Genomic DNA, 15,339 nt, shown 5'->3' on the forward strand with positions numbered 1-15,339 from the left:
GAGCCCTTATATAAAAATATTTTCCCTTGCATTTACCGGATTGGCAGTTTATAGTGAAATTATAACTGACGGTGAGGTTTTATAGTGAAAAGGGGGAATGTCCATGCTTACATTATTAAATTCCGAGAGTCTGTGGATTGGAACAGACATGAAATGCTTTAACCGGATTCGTGAACAGTTGGAACAGGCTGGGATCACCTACAAACATAAGGTAAAAAATCGGATGGGGCAATGGACTGGAGCTGGGACTGTGCGTGGAAAGACCGGAGCTGCAGGCGTACCTGCAGATAAGATGTATGAATATGAAATCCTGGTATATAAAAAAGACTGGGAAAAAGCAAAAAAACTTACAGGGATAGAGTGACCTTATCAGGATCCTTCAAATACTGCTTTCGTTAATTATTGCAGTATCTGGAGGATCTTTTTTTATTTGAAACCTCAAAGTTTTTTACAAAGATTTTACTCAGGCAGGATTTTTGTTTTAACTTTTCCTGCCTATAATGACAGTTGTCAATGAGAAAACAAAATATTATTTATAAAAAAGAGGAGATTTATCATGAAGAAAAAAATTGCAGGAATTTTAGCAGCAGCAGTAATCGGAACAACAGCATTTGCAACTGTAGCAAGTGCGGCAAGCGGAACCATCAATGTAATTTCCCGTGAGGATGGATCAGGAACAAGAGGCGCTTTCATTGAGCTGTTTGGTATTCAGGAAGAAAAAGACGGAGAAAAGGTTGATAACACTACTGTAGATGCCAGTATCACAAACAGCACATCTGTTATGATGACAACTGTAGCAGGTGATGAGAATGCAATCGGATATATTTCTCTTGGATCTCTCAATGATACTGTAAAAGCTGTAAAGATTGACGGCAATGAGGCAACTGCTGAGAACGTTGCAAATGATACATATAAAGTTTCCCGTCCGTTTAACATTGTAACAGGCGAGAAAGTAAGCGAGGCAGCACAGGATTTTGTGAATTACATTATGAGTGAAGAAGGTCAGCAGATTGTTGAGGACAACGGCTATATTAAAGCTGACGCAGAAGCAAAACCTTATGAAGCAGCCGATGTAGAAGGTAAGGTTGTTGTAGCTGGTTCTTCTTCCATATCTCCTGTAATGGAGAAGCTGAAAGAGGCTTATGAGGCAGTGAACAAAAATGTTACAGTAGAGGTTCAGCAGAGCGATTCCACAACAGGTGTTACATCTGCAGCAGAAGGTATCTGTGATATCGGAATGGCTTCCCGTGAACTGAAAGATGAGGAAACAAAGCAGAATCTTACCGCTACCGTAATTGCAAAAGATGGTATTGCAGTAGTTGTAAATAATGAGAACGAGATCGAGGATCTGACAAGCGATCAGGTAAAATCAATCTTCACAGGCGAAACAACAGAGTGGGAAGATCTGGCATAGTAATAGAGCTGCATAACATGACAGAACGCAGAGGAGCCCGGAAATCCGGGCTTCCGTTCTGCAGTCAGGAAGTTAGAGAGGAAGAAATCATTTTATGAATAATGTCAAAGAACGGGGAATGAAAATTGTATTTATGGTTGCTGCCTGCGCTTCTGTACTGGCAGTATTCCTGATCTGTCTGTTCCTTTTTGCCAGTGGGATTCCGGCAATCGGAAAAATAGGTCCTCTGGAGTTTCTTTTTGGAACAGAATGGCGTCCCTCCAATGATCTGTATGGAATTTTTCCAATGATCGTGGCAAGTATTTATGTAACAGGAGGGGCAATCCTGGTAGGAGTTCCTGTAGCCCTGCTCACATCTGTATTTATGGCCCGCTACTGCCCGAAAAAGATTTACAGACCATTAAAATCAGGCATTGAACTGATGGCAGGAGTTCCTTCGATCGTGTATGGATTTTTTGGTCTGGTGGTTATGGTGCCAATGATCCGGAAAACATTCGGGGGAACAGGAACAAGCTGGCTGGCAGCCTCCCTGCTTCTTGGGATTATGATTCTTCCTACCATTATCGGTCCTACAGAATCAGCGCTCCGCAGCGTTTCGGAAAGCTATTATGAAGGCGCGCTGGCTCTTGGAGCTACAAAGGAGCGCAGTATTTTCTGTGTAATGCTTCCGGCGGCAAAATCCGGTATTCTTGCAGCGGTAGTCCTTGGAATAGGCCGTGCTATTGGCGAGACTATGGCTGTTATCATGGTAGCAGGAAATCAGGCGAGAATGCCTCAGGGAATTCTCAAGGGACTGCGTACGATGACTGCAAATATTGTCACTGAAATGGGATATGCGACAGGCATGCACAGAGAGGCGCTTATTGCCACCGGTGTGGTGTTGTTTGTTTTTATCCTGATTATTAATTTAAGTCTTTCACTACTGAACAGGAGGACGGAAAATGCAAACTGATACTGCAACTCTGAATTCACAGGCCGATTCAAAAAACAGAAACAGTTCTTCGTTTACAGATCAGCTTCGCTCTTATCTGCATCATCCGGGCTCCGGTATTCTTGCTCTTCTGACAGGACTGGCGGCGATACGGACTTTTGCGGTACTGATCTTTCTGGTAGGCTATATTCTGGTAAAAGGTATTCCCTGTCTGACACCGGAATTATTTAGCTTTGAATATAACTCTGAGAATGTATCCCTGATGCCTTCTCTTATCAATACTTTTATTATGACAGTATTGACGCTTGTTATTGCGGCTCCGGTTGGTATTTTTGCTGCGATTTATCTTGTAGAATACGCACAAAAAGGAAACCGTCTGGTGAAAGTGATTCGTATTACCGCTGAGACGCTTTCCGGTATTCCTTCTATTGTGTTTGGTTTATTTGGTATGTTGTTTTTTGTAACTGCGCTACAGTGGGGAATGTCTCTTCTGGCTGGTATTTTTACATTGGTAATTATGGTTCTTCCGCTTATTATGCGAACTGCAGAAGAAGCTCTGAAGGCAGTTCCGGATTCCTACAGAGAAGCCAGTTTTGGTCTGGGGGCAGGAAAGCTCCGTACTATTTTTACCATTGTACTTCCTTCGGCAGTTCCTGGGATTCTGGCGGGGATCATTCTGGCTATTGGCCGTATTATAGGTGAAACGGCAGCGCTGCTTTATACCTCGGGAACGGTTGCCCAGGTTCCTGATCTGATGGGCTCCGGACGTACGCTGGCTCTTCATATGTATGTGCTTTCCAGCGAGGGTCTGCATATGGAACAGGCATCTGCTACGGCAGTTGTGATTCTTGTTTTTGTACTGGTTATTAACTGGCTTTCAGGAAAAGCAGCGAAACGAATTGCGAAAGGATAAGGGCATATGAGTAATGACAAAAAGGAGACAGAAATGAACTCGATTATACAAACCAAAGATCTCAAATTATGGTATGGAGACCATCAGGTGTTAAAGGGAATTTCCATGGATATTCCGGAACATAAAATTACTGCCTTGATCGGCCCCAGTGGCTGTGGTAAATCCACATTTTTGAAAACATTAAACCGAATGAATGACCTTGTGGATAATGTCCGTATTACGGGAGAGGTAAAATATGATGGAAAGGATATATTTTCCTCCAATGCAAATGTAAATGAACTGCGTAAAGAGATTGGAATGGTATTTCAGAAACCGAATCCATTTCCCATGAGCATTTATGACAATGTAGCTTTCGGGCCCAGAACTCATGGTATTCGCTCTAAAGTGAAACTGGATGAAATTGTGGAACGGTCTTTAAGAGATGCGGCTCTTTGGGATGAAGTGAAAGATCGATTAAAAACATCTGCGTTGGGAATGTCCGGAGGACAGCAGCAGAGGCTTTGCATTGCGAGAGCTCTGGCAGTACAGCCAAAAGTAATTCTTTGTGATGAGAGTACAGCGTCGCTTGACCCGATCAGCACAGGAAAAATAGAAGACCTGCTTATGGAACTGAAATCAAAATATACGGTGATTATGGTTACGCATAATATGCAGCAGGCAGTTCGTATTTCTGATTGCTGTGCGTTTTTCCTTTTGGGTGAGCTGATTGAGTTTAATCTGACAGATACATTATTTTCTACCCCACAAAATAAAAAAACGGAGGATTATATTACAGGAAGATTTGGTTAATTGAATATGGAAATTTCAGTACGCATTATCTGTATGACCAAATGCCTTATCAGACCGGCGCCGAATTATGTATTCTATTTGTTGTGATCTTTTGATCCCGTGCGTGAGTGTGGAAAAAGCAGCATATCATTGATGTCAGCATCGGAAAAGAAGCGGTTGTGGATCTGATTACGGAATATATGGGAGCGAAAGTATAAACGGTAAAACAGGAAGAATCAAAGAGAAATCAATGGTTCTTCCTGTTTTTTAAGAGGAAATTTTTCTTACAAAGGCAAAGAAGTTTTCTTTTTCGTGCTGCATAATGGCAGTTGAAATGTCAATAAGCTCCTGTTTATTTAATTCTACGGTAACAAGCAGGATTGTGTTATCTTCAGATAGATTCCATTTCTCGATCAGATACCGAAATTTTTTGTTTATAATGATCACACTTTGATTTTGGGAGCAAATGATTTCTTTTTGATCGGCGCCGATACAAAAAGGACAGATTTCTGCCCGTTCAACCGGAAACAGTCGTTTTAAATAAGCGGTCATAATATCCAATTCAGAGCGAAGCTCGGAAAGGACCCATACAGAAACCGGCTTTAAAGACTGTTTGATGATCATTTCCATTTGTAATGCCAGATAAAAAACATGACCGTCACTGATCGCATATTTTTTATGGTTACTTTTTCTCCAATCGTCCATTGTATCGGAAATGGTATTGTAAATCAGTTGCGTGATAGGGCTTTTGGTTGCATCCAGATAAAAGTTTTTATTTGGAATAATGCATTGGAGCTCCAATATGCATTTTTTGTAAAAATATACCAAGGCGGTTTTTAATATGGGAGAGTTTGCGATAACCTTCCCAAGTCTTTTTTCGGTTCTGTCTAATAAATCCGAAAACGCAGGGGTGGAGAAAACAATTTTGTGCAGTAGTTTGATGTCCTGGGTTGTCCACTGATCTGCGAATAAGTAATTGTTTGTAGTGCAGTAAACAAGGTAAAGATAATCATAATCATATTCGGACAGCATGATATTTAATTTTGGCTCAAATGCTTTTAAAGCATTTTTTAGCTTTTCGTAGACAAACAATGACTTACAATCTTCTAATTCTTTTGAAACAATCGATTCCGTTGCAAATTTTTTCCTTTTCCATAATAAAATAAACAGACACTCAAAAAATCCATATTCATTTTCCGTAGTGTCAGAGTAGTTTGAATCAATAGAATGAGTGGTAGATAATATAAAGTTTCTTGTAAGATTTATATCATTTCTGGTGATCGCGTAGCAGTCAATCCCAAACTGATAGTACAATAAGGCAATCAGAAATCGAATGCGGTACTCTTCTCCAATGACTTGATTGCCATTGCGGGTTAAGCCAATACAATGTAAGTATTCTCCGCAAGTTTCCCGAATCCTGTATGCAGAAGATTTGGTAAGATAACGTTCTTCTATAAAGGAAGTAAGGGATTGATTTTCTTCATTTAGAATCATAAATTTCAGACATTGCAGTACATTGGAAGACTGACAGATAATATGCAGTAATTCCATAAAAGTGGTTTTTTTATAAAAAATGATCGTAAAACCGGAGACCTGTCTTTTTATTTCAGCGAGTCCGGCTAAATCAATATTCAGTTCGTGAATTAAAGAATGGATTCCATTTATACTTAGTGGTAAAAAGTAGAGAATGTCATGGATTGTTATGGAAGGTTTTGAATACAAAATGTTAAACAATTTTAGCTTGTTTTGTATATTTTTCTCTAAATAATGTTCAAGCATTTCCTGCATCTCCAATAAAAAATAATCTATATTCATTTTAGTCCATTTATGTTGGAAATGCAATATTACAGGAAAATGCACTAAAATAGTATAGATTCCCAGTTTAAGGGGGGGGGGGTAAAGACTAAAATTGGGAAACGGATGAGTTGGAAAAGATTTATAATAATGTTGGGAATAATTGGGTATTATTCTTTAGAATGAAATACTCCAATACAGGAAAAGGGAGGGGAAAGAATATAAACAGCAGGGAGTTTATGAAAACCAGATGAAAGGATAAAGATAAATATGAAGAAACAGAGAAGATCATGGTTGAGATGTTGGCTGTCACTTTCTTTGATCTTATGTGTTATCGTTTGTTCTTTTCCGGCTTATGTAGCAGCAGATACAGGTGGATTTCAGGGTCTGGAAGATAGAGAGGTGGAAGAGAATACACAAATTGATCTGTTGGAAAATGTTTTCGCATATGGTGCGGATCAGGAACCGTTAGACGTTACAGTAACGTCCGTGATATGCAATACGGATCCCAATTTTGGATATGACGGGTCGAACTTTCTTACTGTAGGAGAAGCAGGTACCGAATATTTTGTGGAATACCTGGCAGCATCTCCGACAGATGCAAACATTTCATATACAGGATCACGCAAAATTACAAGTATACAATCAACAGGATCATTTACCGATGAGGAGATTGGCTTAGAAGTAGAAAACGAAAATCAGGAAGATATTTCAGGTGATAATATCGGAGAGGATACCGATGAGAATCCGGAGGATATACCGGAAAAAGAGGAAGAAGTGTTTTCGGATGGAAGTGTAGAAGATTTTTCAGATGGAAACAGTGTTTTCGGGACAGAAGGAAATCAGATCATATATGAGAATGGAATCCATTACATTATTGATCCTGCATATCCGGATAAAAAAATCACGCTTTTTTGTATGAATAATACGCGACACTGGCCGCATCATACACCAGAGATGGGAGACGTACAGGTGCCAGGATATACAGAGGGATATTTAACGCCGGAGGATTTTAAATCTCAGGAAGATTATGATGAGTGTATGCGACGGTTGTCAAAGCTTCTCTATGCCGGTTATCCCTACAATGGAGAACGTCTGTATCAGATTGTGGCAGATTCTTCAAACTATATGCCGACAGTAGAAGAATTCAATCAGATGTTAATCGTTCCGCCCATATTGCAGACAGCATTTCCTTATCTGGGACATCACGATTTTAAGTATTCGGATTTTACAACCAATAATGAGCAGCATATAGAGTATTTAACAAAATTTATTTCAGATACTTATAAATTGAATTCAAGTGGTGGAGCAACAGTCAATGGATTAACGATCGCAGATATTACAGCTATGCCTTTTTTTAAAGCAGCATTTAGTTTTGTAGATTGCTTTAACCATCCTGATAACACAGTAGAGCCGTTGGGAAACTTTCAGACGATTTATGGAGGGCATTATTTTGTAACAGAGGAAGAGGCCTATAATGCAACGCAGTATGCAGTCTGGCATTTGCTTTTTACTTATGGCATAGAAGACAATGATTTAGCATCATTAGATTCACATTCGGAACTTTCTAAAATATTATTTACCTATTCTGAGCGAGGAGGTTTGCTTAATTATGAGCCGAGCAGCGATCAGATAGAAGTGTTAGGTGATCTGGAATTTACATTTAATCCAAAAGATGGAATGTGGCACAGCGGTACTTTGCGTATCAGGGAACCGGACGTATATCGTGGGTTATACCGATTAGAATTGCCAGAAGGAATAACCGCCTTGTGTGATAATCTGAATTATGTATATGGAAACGAGGACTATGAACTTGTAAGTGATCACCAACCGACTATTGGCGAATCCTTTGGAATACAGGCAGAGTTTGTCTGGCTTCAGGAATTTAAGCAATATTCTCCGATGTCGGATGTCGTGTTTGATGGAAAAAAGTTTCAGAATATGATTGGCGCTATTATACATAATAAAACGCTGCAGATTACAAAAGGCATTGGAGCAGAGAATGTAGGCAATATATCGATTACGAAAAAAGTTGTGGGAGAAACAGACAGCCAAAATGATTTTCATTTTACATTGCGATTGCTGCAGCATGAAGAAATCAATGGTGTATATGGAGATTTAGAATTTCATAAGGGTGTTGCTGAATTTACCTTAAAAGACGGAGAAACCAAAAAAGCCACCAACCTTCCGGCGGGAGTACATTTTGTCGTAGAAGAAGAAAGCCTGCCGGGGTATCAGAGCGGTATTACAAATCCTACAGGAGAAATTCCGATCAGTGATGAGATCCAGGTAGTTGTTACCAACACCAAGCTTCCGGATCTATCACTGAGTAAAACAGTTACCGGAGAATTGGGGGATAAAACAAAGCAGTTTGAATTTATCATAACATTAAGAGATAAAGACGGACGACCGGTAAATAAAATCTACGATTATGTTGGAAGTGTGGAGGAAGGCTCCGGAGCACAAAAGCCGGCAGATGGTAAAATCCAGTTTACGCAAGGAGAAGCAAAGATTTCTCTTTCTCATGGACAGAAGATTACGATTTATGATCTTCCATATCAGGCATCCTACAGCATTGTAGAAAGAGAAGCGGATCAGGAACATTATGTAACGACATATAACGGAAAAACAGAAATTCCAGCCGGAAAGTTAGAAACGGATACGTCTGTTGAGGTAGTAAATAACAGAGAGTTTGTTCCGCCTACAGGAATAAAAGAGAATACAGGTCACGGTGCAGGCATTGGTATTGCACTTTCCCTTGTGGCAGTTTTCTTGCTTTTCCTTGAAGGTTTCTTCCGCAGACGCAGAGGATAGCAGCGATGGAACAGAAAAAAAGAGGAAATACAATCAAAGAGGATCTTTTGTTTCTTGCACTGAAGATCGTAATTTTTCTGGCATTATTTGCGGTAATGTTTTTCGTCATTTTTGGAATTTGTCGTTGTGGTGACAATATGATGTCGCCTGCGTTTAAAGATGGCGATATCGCAATTTATTATCGATTACAAAAAGAATATCAGCCGACAGACACTGTTGTGATCGAAAAAGACGGAGAAAAGCAAATTCGCAGAATCGTTGCAAAATCCGGGGACAGCGTAGACATAACTTCAGAGGGACTGAAAGTAAATGGTTATTTACAACAGGAAGCAGCTGTTTACTCGGAAACACTTCCTTATGAGGAGGGAATTTCATTTCCGATTACGTTAGGAGAAGAGGAATACTTTGTATTAGGAGATAATCGTTCCAATGCAAAGGACAGCCGTATTTACGGAGCAATAAAAAAAGAAGAAATTAAGGGAACAGTAATTACGTTACTTCGTCACAGAGGATTTTAATGAAAACTGTGACAGATAAATAAAGAAAAGAGGAAAAAAATATGATGAGCAAAAAAGGAATCGGAGCGTTATTATTAGCAGGAACGATGATGCTGGGGATGAGCAGTACAGCTTTTGCAGCGGATGTAAAAGTTCCCACAGTAGGAAACGGAACAGAGCAGAAACCGGCTACTGTTTCTATTACAAAAGATTTTGAAATGTCAGAAGGACTCAGCATTCCCACAGTTACCTTTGATTTTACAGCTGAAAAGGTAACTTCAGATGCGCCGGAGGCTACGATTTCTTCTATTTCCTATACAGATAAGGATAACAAAGGAGAGGCAAACGGAGGAAAATATACAATTTCCAAAAACTCTGAGATTTCTTTTGGAAATTTTCCGCATGCCGGGGAATATGTTTATACAGTAAAAGAAACGAAGGGAACTGATCAGGGCATTACTTATTCCACAGATACCTATACCTTGAGAGTATATGTTGCTAACGGACAGAACGGTAAAGTATTTGTAAAAGCGATCACAGCTGAAAAAGGAACGAACAGCGGAGATCCGGCAAATAAAGCAGAGAAGATTTTATTTACCAATACATATCGCAAAAACGCTTCCCTTGTTATTGAAAAAAAGACAAGCGGAGAATTAGCAGATAAGAGTAAACGATTTGATTTTACAATTAGATTTGAAAAATCAGCAACAGAAGAGAATTTAGCAGATTTCACAGGAACACTTACAAGAAAAGGCGGAGCAACAGAAACAGTAACCTGTTCTAAGGGAACTGCTGATTTTCAACTTGCCGACGGGGATAAATTAGAATTCCAGAATCTTCCGGCAGGTACGAAATATACAGTAACAGAAAAAGGTGCGAAAGATGGATATGTGGCGCATGTAAAGGTAACAGAGAATGGAACTGCAGGACAGGGTGTTACCGGAACAGATGCCGATGATTTAGTTTCTTCTCAAAGTGGAAACCATATAGGAGAAAATGAAAACAAGGTAGAATTTGAAAATGCTTACCATGAAGTTCCATTAACAGGCATTATTATGAACAATCTTCCATTTCTTCTTCTGATCGGTGTTGCAGTGCTTGCGTTTGGTGCGCTTGTATTTGTAAAAAAACGCAGAACATCTGACAGATAGTATTGCGTTGGGAGAAATTAATCCGGATGATAGATCGGGGCATCAGCCTGTTGATCGTACTGTGCTTTTTGCCGGTTCTCTGCTATGGGATTTATGTTGTATGGGATTCTCAGCATATCAATCAACAGGCGGATGCGTCTCTTTATGAAACATACCGTCCGGTGGACAAAGATGATTTATCTCTTGCGGAACTTCAAAAACAGAATCCTGAAGTCTTTGGCTGGCTGACAGTAAAAGATACGCACATTGATTATCCGTTGGTACAGGGAGAAAATAATTCAAAATATGTAAATATGGACGTATTGGGAGAGTTTTCCTTATCAGGAAGTATTTTTCTGGATTGTCGTAATCAGCAGGATTTTTCGGATGTGAACCATATCATTTATGGACATCATATGGCAAAGGATGCCATGTTTGGTGAGTTGGAGTATTATGAACAGCAGTCTTACTTTCAAAAGCATCTGGAGGGGACTATTTACTACGAACATGCATGGCATGATGTGGAGTTTTTTGCTTTTCTTCAGGCAGATGCGTATGACACCATGCTTTATAATACGTTTTTGCAGCCAGAGGATACGCAGGCTTATCTGGATTATGTGAAAAAGCAGGCAGTTCATTTTCAGGAACTTTCATTTCGGGAAAATGAAAAATTTATAACATTATCCACCTGTACTTCTGACAGCACCAATGGCAGACATCTTCTGATTGGAAGAATAATGGATGAAATTGAAAGGGAACAGGGAGACTTACAATATGAGAAAGAGTAAACAGATACTTATTTTGGCTGCTCTATTATTCAGTTTTCTGTGTTTTCCTGTAAATCAGGTTTTTGCATCTCAAAATATGGCGGAAGTGTCATTGAAGGTAAAACAAAAATTTATTGTAAAAAATCCTGTGAAAGAGATGGAGTTTACAGGGAATTATGAATTCTGTGCATTGGATCAGGAAGCGCCCATGCCGGAAAATGCAAAAGATGGAATCTATTCTTTTTCATTGAACGGTGAGCAGGCAGAAACAAAGCTTTCATTGAAATATGCACATGCGGGTGTTTATCATTATCAGTTGAAACAGACAACAGAAGACAAAGATAAGTATCAATATGATAAAAGCTGTTATGAGATTACAGTCTATGTAAAAAATGGAGAGAATGGGGAATTTATTACTCAGGTAATAGCAGAAAAAGGAGATGGAAAAAAATCCGGGGAGCTGGAATTTCAAAATTCTTATCAGGGAAATCCTTCGGAATCTTCAAATCCCTCTGATCTTTCAAAACCAGGCACCCCAGGCAAGCCGGTAAAAACAGGTGATACAACGCCTGTTATGCTGTATGTTTTTATTGCAGCAGGCGCTTTGTTATTAATTGGAGCGCTTATCTGGTTCAGGAAACATAATAAAAAAAAGAATAGATAGAAAAGAAATGGATGATTCTGAAAAGATAAAAGTCAGAATCATCTATTTTTATACATAATAATATAAGAAAATTATCATTGAAGAAAAATCTTGACGGAGATAAAGAAAGGATAGAAGAATATCCAAAGAAAGGGGGAGGAAATAGATTTTACTTTGATTTAACAATCAAGCGGTAGTCGATTTTACATGATTTTCGTACAATGGTATCACAGCAGTAAAATGTAATGTTGTGAAAAATAAAGAAAAGAGGGAGATTTGGCTGATATGATGACACGTTTTGAAAGACAGCTTGAAGAGCTTCATATTCAGATTATTAAGATGGGAAGTTATTGTGAAAAAGCAATTGTTCTTTCTACCAGAGCGATCCAGGGTGAAGGTGATGCAAAAGAGGTTTTTGATACAGACAGAGAAATTGACAGTCAGGAAAGAGAGATAGAGGCGCTCTGTATGCGCTTACTTCTTCATCAGCAGCCGGTTGCCAGAGATCTTCGTGAAATTTCTGCCGCTTTAAAAATGATTTCAGATATGGAGCGTATCGGAGATCAGGCTGCGGATATTGCTGATTTATCCCAGTTTATTGACCGCAGTAATGTGGAGACTCCGGATGAGATTGAGAGAATGGCGGAAAAAACAGTTATTATGGTAACAGAAAGTATTGATGCTTTTGTGAAGGCAGATCTGGAACTTTGCCGTAAAGTGATTAATGATGATGATATTGTAGACGAGCTGTTCAACGAGGCAAAAAATAAACTGGCGGATCTGATCTACAAGAATATGGATGCCAAGGCAGGGCTTGATCTTCTGATGACTGCAAAATATATGGAGCGTATCGGAGATCATGCGGTGAACATTGCAGAATGGGTAGAATATTCTATTACAGGTGTTCACAGAAACAACGAACACCAAGTGGGAGGAAACAGGAATTGACAAAAAAGATTTTTAAATCTACAGTTCTTGCCTCTGCCACTGTCCTGATACTGGGAGTTTTGTTTGTCCTTGGAATCCTGTACCAGTATTTTGGACGGCAGCTGAACAGTGAGCTGGAAAAGGAAGCCAGATATCTGGCTTACGGAGTAGAACAGCAAGGGGAGAAGTATCTGGAACAGATCAAATATGGTGATTCCAGAATTACCTACATAGATCAGGACGGAACAGTTCTTTATGACAACACAGCTGATGCTGATGAAATGGAAAACCATGAAAATCGTGAAGAGTTTCAGGAGGCGCTGAATAAGGGGAAAGGTGAGGCCGTGCGTATGTCTGACACCCTTTCGGAAAAAACTGTTTACTCTGCAATACGGCTTTCTGATAATTCTGTTCTTCGTGTATCCAGTACACAGTATTCTGTATTTGCACTGATGCTTCAGCTTGTACAGCCGATACTCTGTATTATTTTTGTAATGCTGATCATAGCAGGAGTGATCGCTTCAAGAGTTGCTTCAAAAATCGTGGAGCCGATTAATGAGCTTGATTTGGAAAAACCGGAGGAAAATGAGATCTATGAAGAGGTGGCTCCTCTTCTTGGAAAAATAAACCGTCAGAACCGCCAGATACAGAAACAGCTGGAAGAGGCGAGAAGAAATCAGGAAGAGTTTTCCATTATTACAGAAAATATGCAGGAAGGACTTCTTGTGATCGATTCTTATACTATGATCCTTTCCGGCAATTCAAGCGCCTGGAAAATTTTTCAGGTAAATGAGCCGGGAACAGGACAGAGCGTGTACTCTCTGGACAGAGATGAAGAGTTCAGAAAGGTGATCGAGCAGGTTCTGGAGGGGAAACATGGAAATGCGCTTTTGCGCCTGGACAATGAATATGTGCAGCTGATCGCAAATCCGGTTACGAGAGATGGAAAAGCGGTAGGCGCAGTTCTGCTTCTGATGAATGAAACGGAAAAAATCCAGCGGGAGAATCTCAGAAGAGAGTTTTCTGCAAATGTTTCTCATGAACTGAAAACACCTCTGACTTCTATTTCAGGTTTTGCCGAGATTATTCAGGACGGCTTTGTGAAAGAAGAGGATGTGAAAAAGTTTGCAGGCAGAATTTACAGAGAAGCTCAGAGACTTATTCAGCTTGTGGAGGATACGATTAAGATTTCGCAGCTTGACGAAGGCGAAAATCCTTATGAGTGGGAAAATGTGGATATCTATACAGTTGCCCGAAACGTATGTGGAAACCTGAAGGAAATTGCACAGAGAAAGAACATTCATCTTTATATTGACGGAGAAAGTCTGATCTGCCGTACTGTGCGGCCTGTTTTTGAGGAGGTTCTGTATAATCTCTGTGACAATGGAATCAAGTATAATAAGGACAATGGAACAGTAACGATTCACCTGAAAGACCTCGGGGATTCTGTACAGATTTCTGTAGAGGATAATGGAATCGGAATTCCGCGTGAGGACAGGAATCGGGTATTTGAACGGTTCTATCGTGTGGACAAAAGCCATTCCAAAGAAATCGGAGGAACAGGCCTGGGCCTTTCCATTGTAAAACATGGAGTTACTTTCCTGGGAGGCACATTAAAGCTGACAAGTAAAGTAGATGTAGGAACAGAGATTACTGTAACCCTGCCAAAAGATCAGAAAGAAATTTAAAATTTCTGTAAGCAGAATGGTACACTACGAAATAAATAGAGATATATTCATGATTCAATGTAGCAAAAAGTACAGGATTCTTTATTTAAGAAACCTGTACTTTTTTGTGTACGTTCCATCAGTAGCAATAGGCTCCTTCATAAGCGGAACAGGTCACTTTTTAATAATCGGTTTTATGGTAGAACCTTCCATTTATATAATCTGTTTTAATGATATTTACAAAAGCCTGTGGGTCTACTTCTATTACTTTTTTTACAAGGATTTTTGCCTCATCTCTGGAAACGACAGAATAGATCATGGCTGTGTTATCCCCGGTGTAGCATCCTGTACCGTCAATTCTTGTGGCGGAATGGTGGGACAGCTTGGAAATTTCTTCATATACTTCATCCGGGTGCCTGGTAATAATAAAAAGCGTGTGCTTTTTATAGCGCTGATGAAGCATCTGTACTACCTGGGTAGAGGTAAACTGGAAGATGATGGAATAAAGAGCTTTGTCCCAGCCAAAAAGCAGCCCTGCAGCAACCAGGATCACTGCGTTGCCGCAGAGAATGTAATTCCAGATATCCTGTCCGTTTTTTTCTGAAAAGTAAATGGCAATAAAATCAGTTCCGCCGCTGCTTGTATTTCCGATCAGACAAAGACTGATCACAAAACCGTTGATCAGACCGCCGAAAATACTGATCAGAAGCGGATCGTAGGTGATAGGCTGCGAGGGAATAAGGTCTGTCAGAACACTGGACAGAACGATTACCACGCAGGAACTCATGGTAAATTTTACTCCGATAAATTTCAGACCTATAAAAACAGGAATTGCGTTCAGTATAACGTTGATCAGAGTATAGGGAATTTCCATTCCTGCAAATTCCTGAAAAATACCCTGGATCAGAAGAGTGAGTCCGTTAAAGCCGCCCGGATACAGTCCTCCGGCTTTTACAAAAGTTTTGATGTTCACTGCAAAGATCACTGCAGCGATCACTGCACAGCTGTATCGTTTCAGCTCTATTTTTGCATCCATATTTTTGAAGGCTGATAAAAAATTACTCATTTGTAATT

General features: G+C 39.8%; 14 protein-coding genes. 12 read left to right on the forward strand and 2 right to left on the reverse strand.

Annotation, left to right across the window (positions count from 1 at the left end; genetic code table 11):
* The first annotated feature begins 103 nt into the window (after nt 1-103).
* The 5 genes from LU279_RS02670 (at nt 104) to pstB (ending at nt 4,047) form a co-directional block, all read left to right on the forward strand.
* Nucleotides 104-364: a hypothetical protein gene (locus LU279_RS02670; RefSeq protein WP_274420830.1), complete on the forward strand. Its 261-nt coding sequence runs from the start codon at nt 104-106 to the stop codon at nt 362-364.
* A gap of 192 nt (nt 365-556) precedes the next feature.
* The gene (locus LU279_RS02675) at nt 557-1,414 is read left to right on the forward strand and encodes a substrate-binding domain-containing protein (protein ID WP_274420832.1); all 858 of its coding nucleotides are present in this window, start codon (nt 557-559) and stop codon (nt 1,412-1,414) included.
* A gap of 94 nt (nt 1,415-1,508) precedes the next feature.
* On the forward strand, nt 1,509-2,366 hold the full coding sequence (pstC, locus tag LU279_RS02680) for a phosphate ABC transporter permease subunit PstC (RefSeq protein WP_274420834.1): 858 nt from the start codon (nt 1,509-1,511) through the stop codon (nt 2,364-2,366).
* Nucleotides 2,356-3,258 carry a phosphate ABC transporter permease PstA gene (gene pstA, locus LU279_RS02685; RefSeq protein ID WP_274420836.1) on the forward strand — a complete coding sequence of 301 codons (903 nt, stop codon included), beginning with the start codon at nt 2,356-2,358 and terminating at the stop codon, nt 3,256-3,258. The genes pstC and pstA overlap by 11 nt, the downstream gene beginning before the upstream one ends.
* 33 nt (nt 3,259-3,291) lie before the next feature.
* Nucleotides 3,292-4,047, forward strand: a complete 756-nt coding sequence (gene pstB / locus LU279_RS02690; protein ID WP_274421165.1) for a phosphate ABC transporter ATP-binding protein PstB — start codon at nt 3,292-3,294, stop codon at nt 4,045-4,047.
* Between the two features lie 246 nt (nt 4,048-4,293).
* On the opposite strand, the gene LU279_RS02695 is transcribed toward pstB, so the two are convergent.
* Entirely contained in the window at nt 4,294-5,805 is a 1,512-nt protein-coding gene (locus LU279_RS02695) for a helix-turn-helix domain-containing protein (protein ID WP_274420838.1), read from the reverse strand.
* A 285-nt stretch (nt 5,806-6,090) separates the two neighbouring features.
* Here LU279_RS02695 and LU279_RS02700 point away from each other — a divergent pair, with 285 nt between their 5' ends.
* The 7 genes from LU279_RS02700 to LU279_RS02730 all read left to right on the forward strand — a co-directional run bounded on the left by LU279_RS02700 (nt 6,091) and on the right by LU279_RS02730 (nt 14,286).
* Entirely contained in the window at nt 6,091-8,634 is a 2,544-nt protein-coding gene (locus LU279_RS02700) for a DUF7601 domain-containing protein (RefSeq protein ID WP_274420840.1), read from the forward strand.
* Between the two features lie 5 nt (nt 8,635-8,639).
* The gene (lepB, locus tag LU279_RS02705) at nt 8,640-9,152 is read left to right on the forward strand and encodes a signal peptidase I (RefSeq protein WP_274420842.1); all 513 of its coding nucleotides are present in this window, start codon (nt 8,640-8,642) and stop codon (nt 9,150-9,152) included.
* Nucleotides 9,153-9,193: 41 nt separating this feature from the next.
* Nucleotides 9,194-10,282 carry a DUF7601 domain-containing protein gene (locus tag LU279_RS02710; RefSeq protein WP_274420844.1) on the forward strand — a complete coding sequence of 363 codons (1,089 nt, stop codon included), beginning with the start codon at nt 9,194-9,196 and terminating at the stop codon, nt 10,280-10,282.
* A 26-nt stretch (nt 10,283-10,308) separates the two neighbouring features.
* Entirely contained in the window at nt 10,309-11,049 is a 741-nt protein-coding gene (srtB, locus tag LU279_RS02715) for a class B sortase (protein WP_274420846.1), read from the forward strand.
* The gene (locus LU279_RS02720; RefSeq protein WP_274420849.1) at nt 11,036-11,692 is read left to right on the forward strand and encodes a Spy0128 family protein; all 657 of its coding nucleotides are present in this window, start codon (nt 11,036-11,038) and stop codon (nt 11,690-11,692) included. Before srtB ends, LU279_RS02720 begins: the two co-directional genes overlap by 14 nt.
* Before the next feature lie 264 nt (nt 11,693-11,956).
* Complete coding sequence (gene phoU / locus LU279_RS02725) at nt 11,957-12,619, forward strand: phosphate signaling complex protein PhoU (protein ID WP_274421166.1); 663 nt, start codon at nt 11,957-11,959, stop codon at nt 12,617-12,619.
* The gene (locus tag LU279_RS02730) at nt 12,616-14,286 is read left to right on the forward strand and encodes a sensor histidine kinase (protein WP_274420851.1); all 1,671 of its coding nucleotides are present in this window, start codon (nt 12,616-12,618) and stop codon (nt 14,284-14,286) included. The genes phoU and LU279_RS02730 overlap by 4 nt, the downstream gene beginning before the upstream one ends.
* Before the next feature lie 160 nt (nt 14,287-14,446).
* Here the strand turns inward: LU279_RS02730 and LU279_RS02735 are convergent, their stop codons facing one another.
* Nucleotides 14,447-15,331 (reverse strand): YitT family protein, encoded by an 885-nt coding sequence (locus LU279_RS02735; RefSeq protein WP_274420853.1) that lies wholly within the window; start codon nt 15,329-15,331, stop codon nt 14,447-14,449.
* Nucleotides 15,332-15,339 lie beyond the last annotated feature (8 nt).

The organism is Blautia sp. XA-2221 (genome assembly GCF_028767025.1).
Taxonomy (GTDB): domain Bacteria; phylum Bacillota; class Clostridia; order Lachnospirales; family Lachnospiraceae; genus Blautia_A.